A 22,832-nucleotide genomic window follows, 5' to 3' on the forward strand; every position below is an offset into this window, starting at 1 on the left:
TACTTACTTTTAATATTAATTTATTTTAGAACATATACTTGTAGTTTTTTTCTTCCAAATGCATTTGCTTTTGATAAGCTGCTCATGTATATATCTATCTTATTTCCTTTTATAGCTCCACCTATGTCTTCTGCTACACATGTCATTCCAAGTTTAGGTATGTAAACCTTGCTTCCTAAAGGTATAACCTTAGGGTCTACAGCTATAACTCCTGTTCTTACAGTTGTTCCCATGTATGTTTTTCCATAGCCTTTATCTCCAGGTCTTTTACCTGTGCTTTCAAATCCAGCTGTATAAGCGCTAGCACTTACAATTAATGATTTTTTAAATGTTTTTGTCTCGCCTCTTGATGTAACTATAAAATCTTTAGTTCCCTTCTTCACTATTTCATTAGTTGGTTCTTGTGTAATATTTTCAGAAACTAAGATTCTGCTCTCTTCTTTTCCATCAGTGTATCTTACTTTGTAAGTAACTTCTTTTTTACCGTAAGATCCACTTTGTACTTTTTGAACTTTTCCTATTTCAAGGTTATTGTCGTATAAAGTTTCAACGTCATATCCAACGTCTTCATTTTTTGTAACTAACTTTTCTTCAACTTTTACTATTTTTATCTCGTCATTTTTAGTTAGTTTGTGATCTAGCGACGGAATTACCTTGTCCAATTCTGATACAGGTATGTTATTTTCTTTTAGCAGCCCATCTACTGTATCTTGTGTAGTTATTATTGTTTGTGTTTCTCCATTTAAAGCTAAATTTACTTCAAACGCTCTCTTGACTGTTATATCCATGTTGTCTTTTAATTTTGAATTTAAATCGGGGAGGACTTTATCATTTTTACCTAATTCAATATTTTGCTCTTTTAGCAATTCTTGAACCGTATTTGAAAAAGTGTGTATTTCTTGATTTTTATTATCTACTGTTACTGTGACATCATTTTCTAGTGCGTAATATATTGAAGTGCATGTAATAACTAATGCTATAGCTATTACTGTAGTGTATACTTTCTTAATTTTTAAAGATTGTCTAATCTTCGTTATTCTCTCATTTTCTAACATTTTCATAAGTTTAAGTCTCATATAGATCCCTCCTTTTTTTGGTTGGAAAAGACCCTCCCGTAAAGACTTGATACATTATATTCGATTTCTTTGATATTGTCAAATTTTTTTCTGAGATTTCGGTCTTTTTCTAGTATTTACTATTAATTGTATTTATATACATGCTTTGTTTTGAAAATTTTTTTAATGGGGGTTTGTGTTTTTCCTTAGTTTCTATGATATGTTTTTAAGACGTTTATTATTACTTATTTATATAATATTATTTGCAAAATAGGAATTTCCTTTATTTTTTGTATTTTAATGGAATGATCGATGTAAAATGATATTTCTTAGATCTATCTTAAATTTAAGCTCTATCACTTATAAAATAAATGGCATTAAAATGTTAGAAAATGATTTAAATATTTTTGTATAAAACTTGAGTTACAGCGTTTTAATATACGTTAAAAAAGTTCGTTGTGTGACCGGTAGGGAGTTCAGAACTTTTAGGATATTAAATAAGATGTAATTCTTAGTTTTATTAAAAATATTTACAACATTATCGATATTTTAATGCCATTTATTTCAGATTAACCATTAACTAAAAAAGATGGCTATTAAAAAATAGCCATCTTTTTGTTTACTTTATATTAAAAAATCTTTTTCCGTTTTCTTTTGTAACTTCACATACTTTCTCGTATGATATTCCCTTTTCTATTGCTATTGTTTCAGCTACATATCTTACATATGATGAGTCGTTTCTCTTTCCTCTATGAGGATGTGGTGTAAGATATGGAGAATCTGTTTCTATTAACAGATATTCTAGAGGAATTTCTTTTATTACCTCTTTTGTCTTTTTGTTATTTTTAAATGTTGCTGGCCCTGCTATTGATATCATGCATCCCATTTTGATGTACTCTTTTGCAAGTTCTACATTTCCAGAATAGCAGTGCAGTACACATCCTATTTCTTCACTCTTTGTACTCTTTATTATGTCTAAAGTATCTTGATGTGCATCTCTATCATGAATTATTATAGGAAGTTTTAGTTCATTTGCTAGCTTAATCTGCTCCTCAAACCATTTTCTTTGAAGGTTTCTTGGAGAGTGATCGTAGTAGTAATCAAGTCCAATTTCACCTATTGCTACTACTTTTTCATTTTTAGCTAGTTCTCTTAGAACTTCTATACTTCCTTCATCCATGTCTTCTACATCATGTGGATGAACTCCAACTGATGCGTATATGAAGTCATGTTTTTTAGATAGTTCTACTGCTTTTAAAGAAGATGGAATATCAGCTCCTGGGTTTAAAAGAAGTTCTACTCCTGATTCTTTTATTTTTTGAATTACTTCTTCTCTATCTTCATTAAATCTATTATCAGTTATATGTGAGTGTGTATCAAATAACATATTCCACCTCTATCTTACTTCACAACCAGAATCTATTCCTTCTATAGTTGGAAGTACTAGTAATGAATCATCATCTGTTGCTGCTGATAGTATCATTCCTTGAGATTCAACACCTCTTAATTTAACAGGCTTTAAGTTGCATACTACCATAACTTGCTTTCCTACTAAGTCATCTGGGTTAAAGTGCTTTGCTATTCCAGATACTATCTGTCTTTGCTCATTTGCAAGTTGTACTTTAAATACTAAAAGTTTATCAGCTTTTGGATGTTTTGATGCTTCTATTATTTTAGCTACTCTAAGTTCTACTTTATCAAATTCATCTATTGTTATTTCTTCTTTATGATTTAATTTAACTTCTTCTACTTTTGGTTCATCTGAAAACATTGCTTCAAGCTCCTCTACTTCTTTTTCTATGTCAATTCTCGGGAATAAAACTTCCCCTTTTGAAACCTTTGTTCCTTCTTTTATTTGTCCAAATTCATGAGTACTCTCCCAAGTAAGTATGTCAGGTTGATCATTTATTCCAAGCTGCTTGTATATCTTATTAGAAGTTTCATTCATAAATGGGCTTATTAAAACAGATACTATTCTTATAGCTTCTGTAAGATTGTATAATACTGTGTCTAGTTCATCTTGTTTTTCTTCATCTTTAGCAAGAGCCCATGGCATAGTCTCATCTATATATTTATTACTTCTTCTTACAACCTTAAATATTTCTTCTAAGGCTTCACTAAATTGAAGTCTATTCATAGCATCTTCTACTTTTTTAAATGCAGAGCTTGACATATCTATTAGTTGTTCGTGATAGTCTCCTAATGTTTTAGGACTTGGAAGTAGTCCCTCTCTATATTTTATAACCATTGCAACAGTTCTACTTACTAAATTTCCTATGTCATTTGCAAGGTCTGAATTTATTCTTGTTAAGAAGTTTTTGTTAGTGTAACTTCCATCTTGCCCGAATGTGAATTCTCTAAGTAGGAAATATTTAAGAGCATCTATACCGTATTTTTCGATTAGAGGTTCTGGATATACTATATTTCCTTTTGACTTTGACATTTTATCGTTTGCGAATAATATCCAGCCATGGCCGTATACCTTCTTAGGAAGCGGAAGATCTAGTGCCATAAGTATTGCTGGCCATATTATAGTATGGAATCTAACGATTTCTTTTCCTACTATATGAACATCCGCAGGCCAGAACTTGTTGTACTCAGTCTCATCTTCGCTTAAGTATCCTAAAGCAGTTATATAGTTGCAAAGAGCATCAAGCCATACATAAACTACATGTTTGCTATCAAGAGGTACCTTAATTCCCCAGTCAAAAGTTGTACGTGAAACACATAAATCTTCAAGTCCAGCTTTTAAGAAGTTATTTAACATTTCATTTTTTCTAGATTCTGGGAAACAGAAATCTGGATTTTCTTCAAAGTACTTGATAAGTCTGTCTTGGTACTTAGATAGTTTAAAGAAGTAAGCCTCTTCTTTTGCTAAATAAACTTCTCTGCCACAATCTGGACATTTATTTCCTTCAAGAAGTTGAGTTTCAGTCCAAAAACTCTCACAAGGTGTACAATACCATCCTTCATAAGCACCCTTGTATATATCTCCCTTATCATGCAATTTAGTGAATATATTTTGAACTATATCTTTGTGTCTATCTTCAGTAGTTCTAATAAAATCATCATATGATATATCCATAGTTTTCCAAAGATCCTTTATTTCTCCTACTATATTGTCTAAGTACTCTATTTCACTTAACCCTTTTGCTTTAGCTGTTTTTTGTATTTTTTCTCCATGCTCATCTGTTCCAGTTAAAAACTTTACATCATATCCACAAAAACGCTTAAATCTAGCTATAGCATCTGCTGCTACTGTTGTGTAAGTGTGTCCAATATGAAGTCTCCCACTAGGATAATATATTGGAGTTGTAACATAAAAAGTTTCCTTTGACATTGTATTTCCTCCTTTAAAATTCGCTTAATGTTAACGCATAGCTAATATAGCCAACGAGTCCTATGGGCTTCGTTGCTTAAAAATAAAAAACACCCCTACTAAATAGTAGGGGCGAGTATATTCTCACGGTACCACCCTAATTTACTCAAAATAATTACTCGAGTATCTTAGTAGACATTTAACGGGTCTAATCGTTTTAATCTTAAAAGCTAATGCCATCTCGAATAAAAAGCTCCAGAGCCATATTCAATAAAGATCTCAACGCTATCTTTCACCTTACATAGCTCTCTTTAGAAGATATCTTTATCTACTCTTTCTTTCATCGCTTATATAAATATTTATCTCATTTTAACCAAAATTTTATATAATTATACTCATAATGTCAAGTAAATTCATTGTATTTCTAGCCTAGTTTAAAAACTTTATCTATATCATTTGTAATATCTCCATCTATTTCATTATTTAGCGCCATACTTTTTAATATACCTATAGCTTCTTTGTGAGAGAATGATTTTTTGTATGGCCTTTCTTCTGTAAGAGCTTGATATATATCAAGACAAGCTACGAGCCTTGAATTAAAATCTAAATCATCTGCTTTAAGTCCTTTAGGATAACCTGTTCCGTTTAATTTTTCATGATGATTTGATGCCCATCTTGCTATATCCTCAAAGCCATCTATATTAGAAAGACATATATTAGTATAGTATGAATGCTTTTTCATTATTAATAGTTCTTCATTATCCAGTTTTTTGGGTTTGTCTAGTATTTCTATAGGTATTGCAAGTTTCCCTATATCGTGTAATTTTCCAGCTATAACCAGCTTTATTTTCTCATGATGATCATAATCATAGTTTTCGCACATCTTATGTATTTTCTTTGCCAATCCATCACTGTGTTTTTGTGTAAATTGAGACTTGCTATCTATTATCTTTGAAAATACATTCATAATTTTTAAAATTTCATCTATATCTGTGTTTTGTTCATATAAAGGAACCTCTGACTTTAATGTTTTTTCTACATTATCATCATTTAATAATTCCCAAAATCCATCTTCATTTGATATTTCTACAAACGCATCTACTATTTTAGCATTAAACCTTTTATTTCTTTGATCTTCTATATATTCTATAATCTTTTCTTTCTTTTCATCGTCTACTTTTTTATATTTGAACACAAAATCTATATAGTCTGCAAAAGCTATAAATTGAGCTATTAATGGAATATTATCTCCTTTTATTTTAAAAAAGCCTTTTCCATCGTATGTTTCATGATGATATTTTATTATATTTTTATGTTTAGTTAAAAAGGGAAACAATCTAACATTTTTCTCACCGATAATGCAGTGATCTTTAAATGATTCTCTTAAATAAAATTCTTTTAAATCATCATATCTTATTTTGTTGTTTAATAGAGTTTGAGTAAGACCATTATCGTGAAGTATGCTAAATGATACTGTATCTATTTGCTCTTCTACAGTCAAATTAAAATATTGTGCTAGTTTTAGTGATACATAAGCAACTCTCTTTAAATGGTTTGTCTCTACCGACAATATATCTATTTCTATAAAATCTAATACTTTAGATATACTAATCAAAAAATCATTAAACTTGAACTTCATACTTTTTTAATCTCCCCTATTTAAACTTTTATTCATAAATATTATATCACTTTTTGGAATAATTTGTAATCAATTTACTCTTTATTATTTCTCCTTATAGTGTATATCTATTTTATTATAATTTAAACATTTATTTTTGTATAATTTTACTTTATACTTTTTCAGAGCTCATGTAGATAATGAATTCTAACTTCCTCCGTTTCTTAATAATATAAAAAATTCATCTAGTTGAAAGTATAGATCTTTAATCCATGATATCCATATATTCAAGACTATATAATTTCCTATATAATAAAGAAGAAGCAGAAATCTGCTTCTTCTTTATTATATAGTCTTTGTTTTATTATTTTTTTTACTTCTTTTTTCACTAGCATTAGGTCCTTCTACAAATTTTGTACCTACTGCTTCTGTTAAAAGCTCACTTCCATATTCTAATCCCATTCTCTTTGTAGCCTCTCTTGCATTAATTTCTGCACTCTTTTCTACACCAGTTTTATTTTCCTTTTTTCTCCTACGCATAATAATACCCTCCTTTTTACAATCTATATTTTATTTTTATTTAAAATTTCATATATCTCTAATTCAGTTGTCCCAATTATTTTATGGATTATATATTTTTTAATCCAAGTGAATAATTGGTAATAATAAAAAAAGAAGCAGAGATCTGCTTCTTTTTTTATTATTTATTATTTTTTCTATTTCTTTTTTGGTTAGCATTAGGTGATTTGTTAGATTTAGGTCCTTGCTCAGGTCCTTCTGCGCCCATTTCTGCTCCGAACTCATTTCCAAACTCTAATCCCATTCTCTTTGAAGCCTCTCTTGCATTCATTGCTGGATTCTTTTCAGCTTTATTTTTCTTCTTAGCCATAATAATATCCTCCCTTTACAATTCAACAATTTTGTTTTCTTTAAAGTCATATAACTTTAACCAAGTTGTCCTAGTTATTTTATGAATTATATAGTTTTTAATTCTAGTAAATAATTGGTAATATACTTCTAAGCAAAAAAAGAAGCAGAAATCTGCTTCTTTTTGTTATTTATTTTTTCTTTTTAGAACTAGGTGCTTTCCCAGGTGTTGCTGCAAATTTTGAACTTATATTTTCTGCTACAAATTCATTTGCAAATTCTAATCCTACACTCTTTGCAGTCTCTCCTCTAGTAATTTCTGCACTTTTAGTAGTGCCCATTTTTTTTGTCTTATTCCTCTTAGCCATAATAGTATCCTCCCTTTACAATACAACAGCTTTAATTTCCTTAAAGTCATATAACTTTAGCTGAGTTATCTTAGTTATTTTATGAATTATATAGGTTTTAATTCTAGTTAATAACTGGTAATAGATTATGAATTTAAAATTTTATTTTAGGAAATACTAAATTAAATACAAGTTTTTATGGAGGATAGTTTTATGAATAAAAATACAATTTCAGATAAACAAGGTATAATCCTAATGACTATTTTTATAATAGGTACTACCTCTATTCAAGTCACTGGTATTAAAGCTAAACAAGACGTTTGGGCTTCTTTAATTTTAGCTACTTTATTAGCTATGCCTATTATATATATATATGCTTATATTAATAGTATCTCAAATAATGATGATGTTTTTAATGTTATTAAAAACTGTTTTGGGAAATCATTAGGAAATATAATAATCTTATTTATAAGCCTATTTATACTTCAAACTGTTTGTGAGGTCTTAATAAATGTAGCTTTTTTTATAACTACTACAGGTCTTAGAGAGACCCCTATATACGTTCTTTTAATATGCATAATGTTTTTATGCAACTGGATAGTAAAAGAAGGAGTAGAAGTTATAGGACGATGGTCTGAATTTTTCATATTAATATTAGTAATTTTTCTAATTTTTACTTTGTTTTTCCTTATTAAAGATATGGATGTTCAAAATCTTTTTCCTATATTCAGCAATGGATTTAAACCTATTTTTAAAGGAGCATTTGATGCTCTTATGTTTCCTATTACTCAAACTATAGTTTTTGTATTCGCTCTTTCATCATTAAAAAATGATAAATCACCCTATAAGATATACTTTATAGGGCTGTTAATAGGTATATTTTTTATTATATTAATTTCTTTAACCAACATATTAACCTTAGGTATTGATAGAGTTATGTCTACTTATCATCCTACATATTTTTCTGTTCGCAAAATAAATTTAGGTAATTTTTTTCAAAGACTAGAAATAATCTCTGCTACTATATTTATATTAGGAGCATTCGTTAAAATAAGTATATATTTATTAGCTGCATGTAAAGGTATTTCTTGTGTACTAAATTGTAGTGATTACAGATTAATATCAACACCTATATCACTTATTATAATAAATATAACATATGTATCTTTTGAAAGTATAATAGAGTTTTGGGAGTGGACCGGAGATCTTTGGAATTATTATGCTCTAGTTTTTCAAATTGTAATACCTTCAATTATATTCATAGGTATATTAATTAAAAAGAATGTTGCATATAAAGACAGATGCTAAAACCCCTGCCATATGACTTATAAGAGCGCATACTAATGTATGTCTTATATTCTTTATCTTTAAGTTCCCATAGTATATAGCCATTGTATAGAATATTGTTTCAGATGAACCTACTATTGTAGCACCCATCTTTTCTTTTAATGTATCAATTCCTACTCTTGGTATCATATCCTTGTATATAGCAAGTGTTCCACTCCCAGATAGTGGTTTTATTATTATTAATGATAACAGTTCCTTAGGTATACTAAATATCTTCAGTATAGGTTCAAATATGGCTTCCAATATTTCTATTCCATATCCAACTTTAAATATTCCTATAGCTAAAAATATTCCTAATATGTACGGGGCTATCTTATATGTAGTTTTTATTCCATCAAATGCACCTCTTATAAAGCTATCGTATATATCTATACCCTTGTATTTTCCATATGCAATTATTATTAGTATTATAAGTGGTATTAATATGTTAGAAAAAAAGTCCATTTTAATACCTCCTTTGAAGCAGTTTGCACGATATTATACCTACTATTGTAGATACGGCTGTTGCTATTACGGTGGTAATTATTATTTCATTTGGATTAGACGCCCCTTCGTCCATTCTTATTTTAAGCACTGTAAATGGAACTAATTGAACTGATGACATATTTATAACTAAGAACATTATCATATCGTTTGTCGCTGTGTTTTTTTTAGGATTTATCTGTTGAAGTTCCTCCATTGCCTTTAACCCAAATGCAGTAGCACCATTAGAAGCTCCTAGTATATTTAAAGACATATTCATTATCATATATGAGAGCGCTTTGCTCTTTTTAGGAATAGATGGAAACAATTTATTCATAACACAATATAAAGACTTTCCTATTCTATCTACAAGCCCAGATTCTTTAGCTATGTTCATAATTCCCATCCAAAGAGCCATTATGCTTATAAGGCTTATGACAAACTCTATTCCCCTTGAAGCTTCATTCATTATTACCATATTAAGCTCAGGAAGCTTTCCCATAAATATGCTATTTATTATCCCAATAGAAATCATATAAAACCAAATCTTGTTCATTAAAAAACCCCCTCAGTAATTTTATGAAGGAGGCTACTTTAGTTATTCTTAAAATTTTAATACTTCTTTCTTAGATTATATATGTTATTAAAGCTATATTATGAAAAAGATTCCTTAAAAATATTTTTTCTAATTTACTAATATCCTTAATCTGTTTAATGCTTAACAAAATCTTGTAATAAAATTTTAATTTTTATATATTTAGTCTCTACAAAGTGCTAAATAATTACATTAAAAATAATGCACATTTGTATGTCAGCTATATCTTTGTTAACATTTTGACATAAAACTACAAATTTCAACATTCGGAGATTCATAAAAAAATCTGTAGTTCTATCAAAACGTTGACTAAATAGCTGTATTTCAATATGCGTTATTTTCGATTAAACACTTTTTTGAAATACTTATGAAATTATACTTTTAACTCCACTCAATACATCAGAGAAGTCCTCAAACTCAACAAATTCAATCTCACTATCTCTTAAATAATCAGCAAGAGATTTTTTAGCAAATATATAGTCTGCTTTCTTTGATGCACACTTATCAGAGTGTCCATCTCCTATGTATATAACCTTTTTATTATCAAGGTTTATGTCATTAATTAAGTTACTCTTACAATTTCCACATTTTTTACAATCTTCATTACTGTTAGGGTATACACCTAATAGTTTTGATCCTTCAAATTGTAATATATTAGAAAAACTCATAAGACCTTCTATATCATTTTTTTCTAGTATATTTTCTATATTAAAATCAAATCCATCGCTTATTATATAAAACTCTATACATTTTTCTCTTATATAATCTATAAATTCTTTGAACTTAGGATCTATATCAATTCCCCTTACAAATTCTTTAAGCTCTATCTCATTTGTATTCATCATGTCTAATATTTTTTGGCTTATTTCACTAGCATTATACTTTCCACTCATCCACATTTCATCAAGGTCTCTCCACCTGTCACCTGCAAACTTATCTGCCATAGAGTTAACTGTATCTTCTATGGTTATTGTTCCATCAAAATCACATATAACTATATACTCCACTTAATATACCTCCTCAATTCCCCTGTTGTTATTTAAATCTATATATTAATTAAAGCTTACATATTTAATAAACGCTTACTTAGACTTTAACATATAATTACATATTTTAAAAGTATTGTGTCATTATAGAATATTATAATTATATATCGGACAAAATAAAGTGGAACTTAATTCATAAATTAAATTACAACAAGGGGAGATAATATTGAATATATTAGAAAAATATTACGGCAAGGTATTACATACTTCTTTTAAAGTTATTAATCCTTTAAAAAAAATAATAATAAATACGCACTGTAGGGTTCATATATTTATAAACATGCAGGCATTAACTATATTAAAAGTAAATCATTATACTAAAGAATATAAATTCTTTTCAAAGCATATAAAAACCATAAATGAAGGAGCTGTTTGGGCAGATCAAGATTTTAAAAGCAACGGGCATTTTTATCATCCTTATAAAAGAAAAGGAATATATGGTGGCAATAATGCTTTAAATCTTGCAAAGAATTATTATAATAAATCTATATACTTTTGGAATATAAACAAGGTAGACAAATCTATGTTTTATTTAGGTGCGTGTATGCATATAATTCAGGATATGACTATCCCCCAGCATGCTAATATAAAGCTTTTAGATAATCATAGACAGTTTGAAACATTCGTAAAAAAACACCACAATTCAATAAAAGAACTTATATGCAATAAGAAACCTATAATGTTGAGCTCTATAGATAAATTCGTCAGATTCAATGCCAGATTTTCGTTGAAGATGAATATAAAATTCAAAAATATTAAAAATACACAACAGCGATTTTATAAAATATCTAAAAACGTTCTTCCACTAGCTCAAAGAACTACAGCTGGATGTATGGTGTTTTTTTATAATAACGTTGTCAAAAAAATAAGCCCTGATTTTAAAGTATAATCAGGGTTTATTTTTTACGTATTATAAATTTATAATCTTTCCGATAACCTCATAAATATTAATAAACAAAATTATCAACTATTTTGAGCAACGGAGCCCGTAGAGATCGTTGGCGACATGAGTCAGTGCGTAGCGACTAGGCGAATTTTATTCATCTGATAATAAGCCATGGCCCTGCTTATAAAAATTCCCCTTTTGAATATTATTCTTTCTATATCCTACATCTTCTTCATAATAAATATCTCTTTCAACTTCTACACCTTTGTATTCATCTATTATTTCTTTGCTGTTTTTTAATCTTTTGCCTTCTTTATCCATATTGTCACCTCCTAGATAACATTATTTTTTCGTTAAATTTTAAATATATACTAATGTTATTGTGGATTTCTGAAAATACTGATAAAATCTAAAATGTAACTACAAATGAAAAGGATGATAAATTATGAGAAATTTAACTTTACTTACTGACCTATATCAGTTGACTATGATGAACGGTTACTTTAACAAAAATGTCCACGAAGATATAGTTGTATTCGATATGTTTTTTAGAAAAAATCCTTGTAATGGAGGTTATACTATAGTTTGTGGAATTCAGCAACTAGTGGATTACATAAATAATTTAAAATTTGAAGAAAACGATTTAGAGTACCTAAAAAAACTAAATCTATTCTCAGACGATTTCTTAAATTTACTTAGAAATTTTAAATTTACAGGAGATATATATTCAGTCGATGAAGGATCTGTAATGTTTCCTAATGAGCCGATAATAAGAATAAAGGCTCCTTTATATCAAGCTCAATTTATAGAGACTACACTTCTTAATATAATTAACTTTCAATCATTGATAGCTACTAAGGCCTCTCGTGTTTGCTTTGCGGCTAATGGAGACTCTGTGCTTGAATTTGGGCTAAGACGTGCTCAAGGACCTGATGCAGGACTCTATGGAGCTCGTGCTGCTATTATAGGAGGTTGTTCTGGCACTGCAAATGTACTTGCTGGTCAAATGTTTGATGTACCTATTATAGGTACTCACGCTCATAGTTGGGTTCAAAAATTTGATTCTGAAATAGAAAGCTTTAGAGCATACTCTAGTGTATATCCTCAAAAGGCTCTTTTATTAGTAGATACTTACGATGTATTAAATAGTGGTATACCTAATGCTATTAAGGTATTTAAAGAACTTAGAGAAAAAGGTCATGAACCTGTTGGAATAAGGCTTGATTCAGGAGATCTTGAATATTTGTCAAAACAAGCTAAGAAAATGCTAGATGAAGCTGGATTTGAAAATTTATCAATAGTTGCATCAAATGACTTAGATGAATATAAGATAACGCATCTTAAAAATTCAGGAGCTAAGATAAATAGCTGGGGAGTTGGAACAAAACTTATAACATCTAGTGATTGTCCTTCTCTTGGAGGAGTTTATAAGCTTTGTGCTTCTGACGATGGAAATGGAGTTGTTCCTAAGATCAAAATATCTGAAGATCCAGAGAAAATAAATAATCCAGGTTATAAAAAAGTAATTAGAATATATAATAAATCAAAAAAAGCAGAGGCAGATCTTATTATATTAGATGACGAAATTATAGATACAAATAAGCCTCTTACAGTGTTTCATCCTATTCATACTTGGAAAAAGAAAACATTTAAAAATTACTCTATAAAAGAATTATTAAAACCTTTGTTTTTAAACGGAAAATGCGTTCATGAGCCAAAGAGTGTTATGGATATAAGAGAGTTCGCAAAACAAGAACTAAATACATTGTGGAATCAATATAGAAGAATAGAATCTCCAGAAGTATATAAGGTAGATTTATCATTAGACCTTTGGAGTCTTAAAAATGAAATGATAAAGGAAAAGAAAAAAGATAGCTTGTAATTTTACAAGCTATCTTTTTATTTTATATTATTCTTCATCAAAATTATTTTCGATATATTTCTCAGCCATTACTGTAGCAGTTGCTCCATCTCCACAAGCAGTAACAACTTGTCTTAACATTTTAACTCTACAATCTCCTGCTGCATATACTCCGTCTACATTAGTCTCCATATTTGAAGTAGTTGGTATATATCCACGATCTAGTTCTATTTTTCCTTCAAATAATTTAGTTTGAGGTGCAAATCCTACGAATATGAATACTCCGAAAGTTCCATCTTCTTCATCAGCTTCAAACTCAGTAAGCTCACCAGTTTCTCTATTCTTAAGAGTCATAGACTCTAATATTCCATCACCTTTTAACTCAGTGATCTCTACATTCCACTTAACCTCTATCTTGTCATGGCTTAATACCTTAGCTTGGATAGATTTTGCAGCAGTAAGCTGAGGATCTCTTGATAATATAGTTACTTTTCTTGCAAACTTAGTTAAGAACATAGCTTCTTCACAAGCTGAATCTCCTCCACCAACTACGAATACTTCTAAGTCAGTAAAGAATGCTCCATCACAAGTAGCACAATAAGTAACTCCTTTTCCTGTTAACTCTTTTTCTCCAGGTACGTTAAGCTTTCTTGGAGTAGCTCCAGTTGCTATAACTACAGCCTTTGCTTTATATTCTTCTTTCTTTCCTTTTAAAACTTTTATTTTTCCATCGAATTCTACTTCTTCTATAGTGTCTTTTACTCTCTTAGCTCCAAACTCGTCACATTGCTCTACCATTCTAGCTATTAAGCTTGGTCCAGTAGCATTTTGTATAGATCCTGGATAGTTAGCAACTTCATCAGTAGTAGCTATTTGTCCACCAGTTCTATCTTTTTCTATTATAAGAGTGTTCATCTTAGCTCTAGCTCCGTATAATCCTGCTGATAAACCTCCTGGTCCAGCTCCTATTACTATTAAATCATATACCATAGACATAAGTTTCATCTCCCTTTAATATATTAAAAATTACGAATTTTTTAATTATATGGATACTTTTGTTTATATCCCTTTATATTATTTTTTTATTTTTCTGTTCTTTATAGCTTTCATTAACTGCATCAAGGTCTTCATTCTTAAGCTCTTTAAACAATGATATACATCCTAAAATCATTATTATAGCAAACGGGAATGCTGCTGCTATAGATGCTGTTTGAAGAGTTGAAAGCCCTCCTCCTAAAAGTAATGCAAATGCCATTGAAGATTGTATAACTCCCCAAGTTACCTTTCTCTTAGTTGATGGATTTAAATCTCCATTAGAAGACATCATACCTAAAACAAAAGTAGCTGAGTCTGCTGATGTAACGAAGAATGTACAAAGCAGTATAACTGCAACTAAAGATATAATACTTCCAAGTGGATAATGAGCCATTACAACAAAGAATGCTGTTTCTGTAACTTTTACAGCTTCTGTTGCTATATCAAGTCCTAAGTTAACGCCTAATGTTCCAAATACTGCGAACCAAATAAAACTTCCAAGAGTTGGTACTAATAAAACTCCTATTACGAATTCTCTTATTGTTCTTCCTCTTGATATACGAGCTATAAAAGTTCCAACGAACGGTGCCCATGCAATCCACCAAGCCCAGTAGAATAGTGTCCATCCACCTAACCATGAATTGTCTCCAAATGCATTAATGCGAAAACTATTAGGTATAAAATCACCTAAGTATTGTCCAAATCCATTAGTGAATGCATTTATTATTTTTACAGTTGGTCCTAATAAAAATGCTAACATCATTAATACAAAAGCTATTCCTAAGTTAAGGTTTGATAAGAATTTAATTCCTTTATCAAGCCCTGTAACTGCTGATAACATAAATAATACAGTAACTATTACTATTATTATTATTTGAGATACACTATTTGCTGGAATTCCGAATAAATAGTTAAGTCCACTATTTATTTGAAGTGTTCCAAGTCCTAAAGATGTTGCAACTCCTGCAACAGTTGCAAATATAGCTAGTACATCTATAAATTTACCAAGTCCTCCATTTACTCTTTCTTCGCCGAATAAAGGTATAAATATGCTACTTATAAGACCCGGTGTATTTTTTCTAAATTGGAAATAAGCAAGAGCTAATGCTAGTACACTATACCCTGCCCATGGGTGGAATCCCCAGTGGAAAAAAGAAGTTTTGATTGCAAGTTGAGCTGCTTCACCAGTCCCAGCTTCTGCAAGTCCAAGTGGTGGGTTTACAAAGTGATTAAGAGGTTCTGCAACACCCCAGAATACAAGTCCTATACCCATACCTGCACTAAACAACATAGCAAACCATGAAACATAAGAATAATCTGGTGTTGAATCATCTGGTCCAAGTTTTACATTTCCATATCTACTGCACGCAAGTATCACAGCAACTAATACAAAGAAAAACATACCTATTAAATACATCCATCCAAAGTTGTCTCTTAAAAATACATAAAGTCCATTAGCTGCCGCTGAGAAAGTATCATTAGATACAAGTCCCCATACAACAATAGCTAAAACAACCGCTACCGATATATAAAATACCGAATTATCATTATTTTTATTAATCTTATTATTCAATTAAATTCCTCCTTTAAATTCTAGGAGATATGTAAACATATCTCCTAGTTATTACTTTGAGGGTTAATTCTTAACTTACATATCCTTCTTTTTTAAGAATTTCAAAAGCAGTATCAACCTTAGCTTCATTTATCATAACTATAGGTCCAGTACATCCCATACCACTTTCCGCATATACACCGTTTTTCCATAAAGCTTTAACAGCATCTTCAAGATCTAGTATATCAATACCAGAAACAGAACCTGTTACTATTTCTTTATCTGGTGCTACAACCTCTTCATCATCATCTTTTTTCTTTTCTTTTGTTAAAGAAGATAATATATCTCCAAGTTTTGCACTCTTCGCTGCTTTAAACTCGTCTTTAGATACCTTTTTAATATCTCCTTTTGCAACTGATGCTGCATAAGATATAGCATTAGCTACAACTGGTACTCCAGATGCTCTTGAAAGTATTAATATAGTTCTATCATATCCTTCTCCAACACCAGGACCATATCCGAATCCCATAGCTTCATAGCTTCCACCAGTATTAAATGATGAGAATACCTTCATAAGAAGATTACCTGTTAATGTATCTGTAACCATTACATCCGGTGTTCCTGTTAATAAATCGTTTCCTCTCATAACAGCTCCACCATCAGCTCTTAATGATTCAGTGAAGTTAACTATGTATCCATTCTCATTTAATTCTTTTAGAGCCTTCTCTACTTGTCTAGCTCCATCAAGATTTAGTATACCTACTGTTGGATCTTTTATTCCTAAAGATTTAGCAGTTATTATTCCATATAGAGCATTCTTTACCATACCCTCAACTCTATGAGCTGATGAAGTTCCAGTAGTAGTTGCTATAATCATTTCTTTACCAATACCTGGAGTTACAACTCTACCTACAGTAGATACTCCTATTGGGAAATTGTAATGCATAGTAACACAAGAATCTATTTCTTTAGAATCTAAAAGTTGCTCCATAACCTTATGCTGCTCATCTTCTGTATTTGCTTCTACTATTTTAAGATTTGTATCTACTTTAGGTCCGATTAATACTACTTCTATAGAATTATCTCTACTCTGAGCAAGTTCTGCTCCTTTTAGTATATTATCAACACCATGTTCGCTTCCAAGAAGAGTTATTCCAACTCTTTTCTTTTCACCGAATTGTCCACTTTCTATAGCATCTGCAATGTCATTAAATGCTTTTCCTATTATATTCTTTAAGTTCTTATCACTCATTAATATCACCTCTATTCAGCTGATAAATGTGATGCAAATTCTCTCATGGCCTCAGCTATCATTATTTTAACGCTTTCGTTAGAAACTCCTTGATCTTGATCTACTTTACCATCGTTCTTTTCCATAACTATTGATACCCCATCAAATAGGTTAGTCATACGTCCAAGGAATAAACTTCCTTTTCCAACTATCATAGCTCTGTTAACTTCATTGTTTAACATAGCTTCTCTTGCAAAACCTACATATGGTACCCCAGATGGTATATGTCCTTGAGTTGGAGCCCAACCTGGCATTCCGTGATTTGTAACAAAGTTCATAAGCTCTTTCTTTTCTATATCTTTTCTCTTAACTCCTAAAGCACCTATCATCTTGTAGTTAGATGTAGGAACATCTCCTGCTCCTGCTGGCTTAGTTATATCAGGATTTTGCATTTCTACTGAATATTTGTCTATATCAGTTATTTTTAAGTTACCCTTGTCAAGAGGCATAGTTATTAATGAAGTTATTACAGCTTGAGGAGAAGATCCTGTTCCAACTGTATGTCTTCCAACTAAATCAGTTCTTAAAACTGGGTTTACTCCATCATTTTTACTTATAAGTACTGCGAATCCTCCAAGTACATCTTCAAGTACAGGCATTTCTTTCTTAACATGGTCTTTTCCGTTCATTCCAAGTTTTGCAGTAGCTCCACCTGCAACTATAACTACATTTTCATATACTCCAGCTTTAACAAGAGCTGCTGCTTCTATTAAAGCATGAGTAGGCGCTGCACAGAATCCTCTTGTATCAGAACCAGTTGCATTAACGCATCCTGCAACCTCAGCTATAGACTTTGCGAAGTTTCCTCCACCTCTTTGGTTAACATCTCCACAAGCCTCTTCTGAACACTCAACAACATACTCTATTTCTTCTGGATTTATGTTGTTTTTATCTAATAAGTTAAGCATAGCTATTACTCCTGATGCTTTAACTACTAAGTTTTCGAATATTATATGTGCATTTAAGTTTGGATCTATATTATGAGCTGCTTTTACACAACCAACTATTTTTCCATCGTGATATAAAGCTTCAGCGTGATTCTCATTTATAAATTTCTCTATAGTAGCTAATTCATCGCCTTCTTTTACTTTGCTTACTAACTCATCTTTAATTAAAGGATGATTTTCTAATTTTTCTTTCGCCATTTTAGCGAAATCGTTTTCAAGTATTACTAAGTCAAATACATCTACACATTGTAAAAGTGCTATAAATTCTTCTTGAGGCATTATCTCCCCAAACTTACCGAATCTATCAGTTTTATCACTTTCCTTGTCAAACCAAGGACTTTCAACTTTTCCTAGTTCCTCTGGAGTCATGTTTCCTATATACGTTTGGTTAGGTAAATATTTTACAACTTCTTCAAAACTTCTTAAATGTTTTGGTAACTCCTTTAAATACTCCGATTCAGGATTTACTATTCTTTCAGTTACTTGAGTTGATCCATTGTGAATTATCATATCTGGGGTATGTACAAGTATGTACCCACTTCCCTTTACTACAGCATAAGACATTACATTCACCTCCGTATTATTATAAAACGCTCTTTTTATTAGTTTTTGCTTAGAAATATCAAAATATATATATATATGCCCGTCTATTATATCATATATTATTCGCTAAATGATATATATTTAACAGATTTTTCGACAATTTGTCAAAATATATATATTTAACAGATTTTTCGTACAATTCATCATATGATATATATTTAACAATTTTTTTGTATAAAAAGGAGTGATATAGTATACCACTCCTTTATTTAATTTAAGCTATTAAATCTATAAAGCTTAATTAGTCATTAAATTTACAGAATTCATCTCTTATATTTTTCATTTCTTCAACTATTTCATCTACTTCAAGAACCATTTCCATCATACCGATTTGGTCCTCATATACAGACTCATCAACTTCGCCTTTGAATTTATCTTCTACAGCGTGATATGCTCTAAGTCCAAGTTCTACTCCTGCAAGTGGTCCTGCAAAAGTTGGATCTCCTGCAGTTACTGTCTCAGCTGCTAGACCAGCAGCTTCAGCTTCAGCGGCACCTAAAAGAACAACAATGTTTTCAGCTCCATGCTTCTCAGTTAAATCCTTAACACGTTGTTGGTTCTCTAGATCCATCGCTCCTGCAGCAGTTCAGACAAAACACTCAGTAGATGAGAATACAACCTCTGCTCCAGTACCTTTTAGACACTCTTCCATAGCAGGACCAGGTATTCCATCTCTGTCACCAATTACGATGACTTTTTTTCCATCATAAAATCCCATGACTATACTTCCTCTCTTTTTTTGTATTTTTAAATTTATAATAATTTAAATTTATAACCTAATTATACGTATTTCTTAATCATTGCTTCTATATTTTCAGCTGTTGCATCATCCTTAGTTAACTCTTCAACTTTTTCTCCATCTTTATAGATAGCTATAGTAGGAAGTCCTAAAACTTTTTGCTTTATAGCAACTCTTCTAGCCTTTGAAGTATCAAGCTTAGCAAATTTTAATTGCTCGCCATATTTTTCTGATAACTCAACAACAGTCGGCATAAGAGCTTTACAAGGCTCGCAGCTTTCGCTCCAAAAGTCTACTAACATGCATCCTGTGCTATTTAAAACTTCTTCTTCAAATGTTTTTTTATCTAAAGCTAACACCCAAATCACTCCTTTTATCTATATGATTCTAGCAAACTAGCAATTTAACTCAAATTACTAGCCCGCTATATTATTAACCCAAAAGTTATATTTTAACCTTATAAACTGTTTGATCCTTAGCATCATCAGTTAAAGCCTCAAGTGCTACTCCAACTCTATGATGTCTTAACTTCCACTGTTCTTCTTTAGTTGTAGAAGGGTCTCCTAATGGATATGGTATTGAAATAGTTGGAACCATTTTGTTAGCTCCTACAGTCTTAGCAACTGGTATTAAGTTAGCCATTTGAACTATAGGGAATCCAGCTCTTTCAATTTCTTTAACTATCGTTGCACCGCAACGAGTACAAGTACCTCACGTAGAAGATAATACAACTGCATCTACGCCTTCTTTTTTGAAGTATTCAACCATTTCTTTACCCATTCTAGCAGCTTCTGCTTGAGTAGTTCCTGTTCCAACTGTTGTATAGAAGTATTCGTGAAGTTTTCCTATTACTCCTTGCTTTTCGTACTCTCTTAAAGAATCTATAGGAACTATAACATTAGGATCAGCATCAGCAGCAGCTGGGTCAAATCCTGCATGTATTGTTTTGAATACTCCACTTTCTAATCTATCCATTCCTTCTATACTGTATCTACCCCATCTAGTTGCAGAAGCAGATTGTATTCTGTCTGGATTGTCAACTGGAACTATACCACCAGTAGTTGCGTAAGCTATAGTAGCTGTTGATAAATCCTTTAAAGGAGCTGCAATTTCAACTCTATCTAATTTAGGAATAGGAAGCTCAGTTACGAACTCTTCTCCGTTTACTTTTTTAAGAAGCATTTCAACAACACGCTCAGAAGCTGGCTTTGCATCTTCTAACCAAGTTTGATGTCTGATTCCTCTTACGAAGTATCCTTCTTCTTCAGCTGTTCCTAATTTTTCTCCATTTAATATCTTATTTCCATAAGTAGCTATTTTCTTTATATCTTTTCTCATAGCTGCAGCACTTTTTCCGCCTGGGAAAATTACTACATCTTTCTTGAACATTTCAACTCCAGGGTTTTCTATATGCATAGAAGATATAACTGGAACATTGAATTTCTCTTTTACTATTTTAGCTATAACTCCACAAGCATTTCCATATCTACCAGCTTGGAATGCAGGTCCTGCAACAAATATATCAAATTCTTTATCTTCTAAGAATCCTAAAATCATTTTTACTGCTTCTTCTTCATTAGAACCCATGAAGTTGTCTCCACATATAATTGTATGAGTAACCTCTGCGTCTAACTGCTTATTAAGTTCCATAGCAGGTCCTACTAAGCCCTCTCTAAGTTCAGGAACAAAATCAGCCTTATCTTCTCCACCAACTTGTCCGAAAAATTGGTTTACATAAAGTATTGCTTTTTTCATCTTAGTGCACCTCCCTAATATTCTTTCATTGTCTTTGGAGACCATCCTGTAACTTGATCACCACAGAACATTGAGTTATTTTCCATTATTATAGATCCATCTTCCTTAACAGATGATCCTAATACTTCATCATCTGCCCATCCACCAGATAATCCATCTCTTGCTAAAGCTTCAAGCTCTCCAATTACAGTCTCCATAGGTGGAAGTTTTATTAATTCTGATACATTACCGCAAGATACGATAGCATTAGCTTTTTCATCTAATGTAACTAATGGTTGAGAGTTTCCATCTCTACCAGTACACTCATTTGTAAGTCCAACAGTCTTGATTCCTTCATTTTCAAGTGCTACTACACAAGCTATGAAGTCAGCATCTGGATTTCCATATCCTTCTTCAGCAACTATAGCAGCATCTGCTCCTAAAGATTTTGCCATTTGAGATACGAATATTGCAGAACGCTCTTTTTGATCAAGTGCAACGTTTAAGTTAGAAGTTATAACTCCTAAGAAGTTTACTGTTTTTCCATGTTCTTTGTATAATCTCTTTATAGCAGAGAAGTTTTGGAAGTCATATGTAGACCACTTAGAAGAACAAGGCATAAAGCTTCCTGATATTATAGCTCCATCTAATATTTCATTAGGATTCATGAATGTCGGTACATAATGATTCATATCCCATCCATATACTAAGTCATTGTATCCCATTTCTTCCATTTGTGATTGACACTGAATTACGAACACAACACTTGGTAAATCATTTACTTCTTTTGATCTCTTAGTTACTGGCTCTAATTCATATGTTTCTACTTCTTCTGGCTCTAATTCTTTAACTGCGTTTCCTATGTATTCAGCAAGTCTCATACCTGCCCATCTTAAAGCCTTGTTTTTCTTTTGTTGCTCTCTTTTTTCAAAATCTTCATCTGTATCAGCAACTAATACTATATTTTTAAGTTGAGAGAAGTAAGTGTATTTCGCTCCCTCTCCACTCATATCTATTAATCCATCTTGGAATCCTCCCCAGTGTTTTCCAACAACTAGTACACTACATCCTTTTAATGCATGTGTTTTTCCATTTCCAGCTTTTACAAGATCTCCTGTAACTCCTGGGAATAAAGGATCTCCATTTAATTTAACTCTTGGCTCTATTGCTTCCTTAACAGGTACTAAGCGAACGTTTTCCCCCGGTTTAACAATTTTTAAATCTGCATCAGTTATATGCTCATCTTCTTTTACAAATGCTAAAGCTTCTTCTTTATTAATTGTTAGGATACCATCTTTGTAGAATGTCTTATCTCCAAATACTATATCTTTAACATGAAAATTACCTATTTCTAATTTCACTATTTGACACTCCTTTCATTTTAACTTATCACAGTTTTTTTGCTAGAATATTCGAATAATTGAAACTTAGGTGAAGCTTATCAATTTTCAAAAATTTGAATGTAAAAATTTTTTTCGAATTTTTCAATTCATTTTTTATAATACCCAATTGTTATGAGTTTTTTTAC

At 31.0% G+C, this 22,832-nt stretch carries 22 protein-coding genes and 1 other annotated feature; of the genes, 3 read left to right on the forward strand and 19 right to left on the reverse strand.

Annotated elements, in window-relative coordinates:
- Positions 1–20 precede the first annotated feature (20 nt).
- The 7 genes from M2214_RS16025 to M2214_RS16055 form a co-directional block, all read right to left on the reverse strand.
- Complete coding sequence (locus tag M2214_RS16025; RefSeq protein ID WP_248481043.1) at positions 21–1,076, reverse strand: 3D domain-containing protein; 1,056 nt, start codon at positions 1,074–1,076, stop codon at positions 21–23.
- A gap of 598 nt (positions 1,077–1,674) precedes the next feature.
- Positions 1,675–2,442, reverse strand: a complete 768-nt coding sequence (locus M2214_RS16030; protein ID WP_248481044.1) for a TatD family hydrolase — start codon at positions 2,440–2,442, stop codon at positions 1,675–1,677.
- Positions 2,443–2,451: 9 nt separating this feature from the next.
- Positions 2,452–4,395 carry a methionine--tRNA ligase gene (metG, locus tag M2214_RS16035; RefSeq protein WP_248481045.1) on the reverse strand — a complete coding sequence of 648 codons (1,944 nt, stop codon included), beginning with the start codon at positions 4,393–4,395 and terminating at the stop codon, positions 2,452–2,454.
- A gap of 104 nt (positions 4,396–4,499) precedes the next feature.
- Positions 4,500–4,727, reverse strand: a binding site (T-box leader).
- A gap of 71 nt (positions 4,728–4,798) precedes the next feature.
- The gene (locus M2214_RS16040) at positions 4,799–6,013 is read right to left on the reverse strand and encodes an HD-GYP domain-containing protein (RefSeq protein WP_248481046.1); all 1,215 of its coding nucleotides are present in this window, start codon (positions 6,011–6,013) and stop codon (positions 4,799–4,801) included.
- 324 nt (positions 6,014–6,337) lie between these two features.
- Positions 6,338–6,532, reverse strand: a complete 195-nt coding sequence (locus M2214_RS16045) for a hypothetical protein (protein WP_248481047.1) — start codon at positions 6,530–6,532, stop codon at positions 6,338–6,340.
- Positions 6,533–6,692: 160 nt separating this feature from the next.
- On the reverse strand, positions 6,693–6,881 hold the full coding sequence (locus tag M2214_RS16050) for a hypothetical protein (RefSeq protein ID WP_248481048.1): 189 nt from the start codon (positions 6,879–6,881) through the stop codon (positions 6,693–6,695).
- Between the two features lie 169 nt (positions 6,882–7,050).
- Positions 7,051–7,227 (reverse strand): hypothetical protein, encoded by a 177-nt coding sequence (locus M2214_RS16055; protein ID WP_248481049.1) that lies wholly within the window; start codon positions 7,225–7,227, stop codon positions 7,051–7,053.
- A gap of 192 nt (positions 7,228–7,419) precedes the next feature.
- Between M2214_RS16055 and M2214_RS16060 the strand changes: the two genes are divergently transcribed.
- The gene (locus tag M2214_RS16060; protein WP_248481050.1) at positions 7,420–8,514 is read left to right on the forward strand and encodes a GerAB/ArcD/ProY family transporter; all 1,095 of its coding nucleotides are present in this window, start codon (positions 7,420–7,422) and stop codon (positions 8,512–8,514) included.
- Here the strand turns inward: M2214_RS16060 and M2214_RS16065 are convergent.
- The 3 genes from M2214_RS16065 to M2214_RS16075 form a co-directional block, all read right to left on the reverse strand.
- Entirely contained in the window at positions 8,476–8,997 is a 522-nt protein-coding gene (locus M2214_RS16065) for a spore maturation protein (protein WP_248481051.1), read from the reverse strand. The genes M2214_RS16060 and M2214_RS16065 overlap by 39 nt on opposite strands.
- A gap of 1 nt (position 8,998) precedes the next feature.
- Positions 8,999–9,571: a nucleoside recognition domain-containing protein gene (locus tag M2214_RS16070; protein WP_248481052.1), complete on the reverse strand. Its 573-nt coding sequence runs from the start codon at positions 9,569–9,571 to the stop codon at positions 8,999–9,001.
- 404 nt (positions 9,572–9,975) lie between these two features.
- A complete protein-coding gene (locus tag M2214_RS16075) occupies positions 9,976–10,617 on the reverse strand; it encodes an MtnX-like HAD-IB family phosphatase (protein WP_248481053.1) in 642 nt (213 codons plus the stop codon).
- Positions 10,618–10,822: 205 nt separating this feature from the next.
- Between M2214_RS16075 and M2214_RS16080 the strand changes: the two genes are divergently transcribed.
- Positions 10,823–11,545 carry a zinc dependent phospholipase C family protein gene (locus M2214_RS16080; protein WP_248481054.1) on the forward strand — a complete coding sequence of 241 codons (723 nt, stop codon included), beginning with the start codon at positions 10,823–10,825 and terminating at the stop codon, positions 11,543–11,545.
- Between the two features lie 147 nt (positions 11,546–11,692).
- Here the strand turns inward: M2214_RS16080 and M2214_RS16085 are convergent, their stop codons facing one another.
- Positions 11,693–11,863 (reverse strand): hypothetical protein, encoded by a 171-nt coding sequence (locus tag M2214_RS16085; protein WP_248481055.1) that lies wholly within the window; start codon positions 11,861–11,863, stop codon positions 11,693–11,695.
- A gap of 124 nt (positions 11,864–11,987) precedes the next feature.
- Between M2214_RS16085 and M2214_RS16090 the strand changes: the two genes are divergently transcribed.
- Positions 11,988–13,424 carry a nicotinate phosphoribosyltransferase gene (locus tag M2214_RS16090; protein ID WP_248481056.1) on the forward strand — a complete coding sequence of 479 codons (1,437 nt, stop codon included), beginning with the start codon at positions 11,988–11,990 and terminating at the stop codon, positions 13,422–13,424.
- Between the two features lie 27 nt (positions 13,425–13,451).
- Here M2214_RS16090 and trxB read toward each other — a convergent pair whose 3' ends face one another.
- The 8 genes from trxB to M2214_RS16130 all read right to left on the reverse strand — a co-directional run bounded on the left by trxB (position 13,452) and on the right by M2214_RS16130 (position 22,665).
- Complete coding sequence (gene trxB / locus M2214_RS16095; protein ID WP_248481057.1) at positions 13,452–14,399, reverse strand: thioredoxin-disulfide reductase; 948 nt, start codon at positions 14,397–14,399, stop codon at positions 13,452–13,454.
- 73 nt (positions 14,400–14,472) lie between these two features.
- The gene (locus M2214_RS16100) at positions 14,473–16,011 is read right to left on the reverse strand and encodes a glycine betaine uptake BCCT transporter (protein ID WP_248481058.1); all 1,539 of its coding nucleotides are present in this window, start codon (positions 16,009–16,011) and stop codon (positions 14,473–14,475) included.
- A gap of 70 nt (positions 16,012–16,081) precedes the next feature.
- Positions 16,082–17,242, reverse strand: coding sequence for a glycine/sarcosine/betaine reductase complex component C subunit alpha (gene grdD / locus M2214_RS16105; protein WP_248481059.1), 1,161 nt, complete (start codon positions 17,240–17,242; stop codon positions 16,082–16,084).
- 11 nt (positions 17,243–17,253) lie between these two features.
- Positions 17,254–18,792: a glycine/sarcosine/betaine reductase complex component C subunit beta gene (gene grdC, locus M2214_RS16110; protein ID WP_248481060.1), complete on the reverse strand. Its 1,539-nt coding sequence runs from the start codon at positions 18,790–18,792 to the stop codon at positions 17,254–17,256.
- A gap of 280 nt (positions 18,793–19,072) precedes the next feature.
- Positions 19,073–19,549: a glycine/sarcosine/betaine reductase complex selenoprotein A gene (gene grdA, locus M2214_RS16115; RefSeq protein ID WP_248481061.1), complete on the reverse strand. Its 477-nt coding sequence runs from the start codon at positions 19,547–19,549 to the stop codon at positions 19,073–19,075.
- A gap of 62 nt (positions 19,550–19,611) precedes the next feature.
- Positions 19,612–19,929: a thioredoxin TrxA gene (gene trxA / locus M2214_RS16120; RefSeq protein ID WP_248481062.1), complete on the reverse strand. Its 318-nt coding sequence runs from the start codon at positions 19,927–19,929 to the stop codon at positions 19,612–19,614.
- 85 nt (positions 19,930–20,014) lie between these two features.
- The gene (grdH, locus tag M2214_RS16125) at positions 20,015–21,325 is read right to left on the reverse strand and encodes a betaine reductase selenoprotein B (RefSeq protein ID WP_248481063.1); all 1,311 of its coding nucleotides are present in this window, start codon (positions 21,323–21,325) and stop codon (positions 20,015–20,017) included.
- 14 nt (positions 21,326–21,339) lie between these two features.
- Positions 21,340–22,665 (reverse strand): glycine/sarcosine/betaine reductase component B subunit, encoded by a 1,326-nt coding sequence (locus tag M2214_RS16130; RefSeq protein WP_248481064.1) that lies wholly within the window; start codon positions 22,663–22,665, stop codon positions 21,340–21,342.
- Between the last annotated feature and the right edge of the window lie 167 nt (positions 22,666–22,832).

It is taken from the genome of Tepidibacter aestuarii, assembly GCF_934924865.1.
In the GTDB taxonomy this organism is placed as follows: Bacteria; Bacillota; Clostridia; order Peptostreptococcales; family Peptostreptococcaceae; genus Tepidibacter_A; species Tepidibacter_A aestuarii.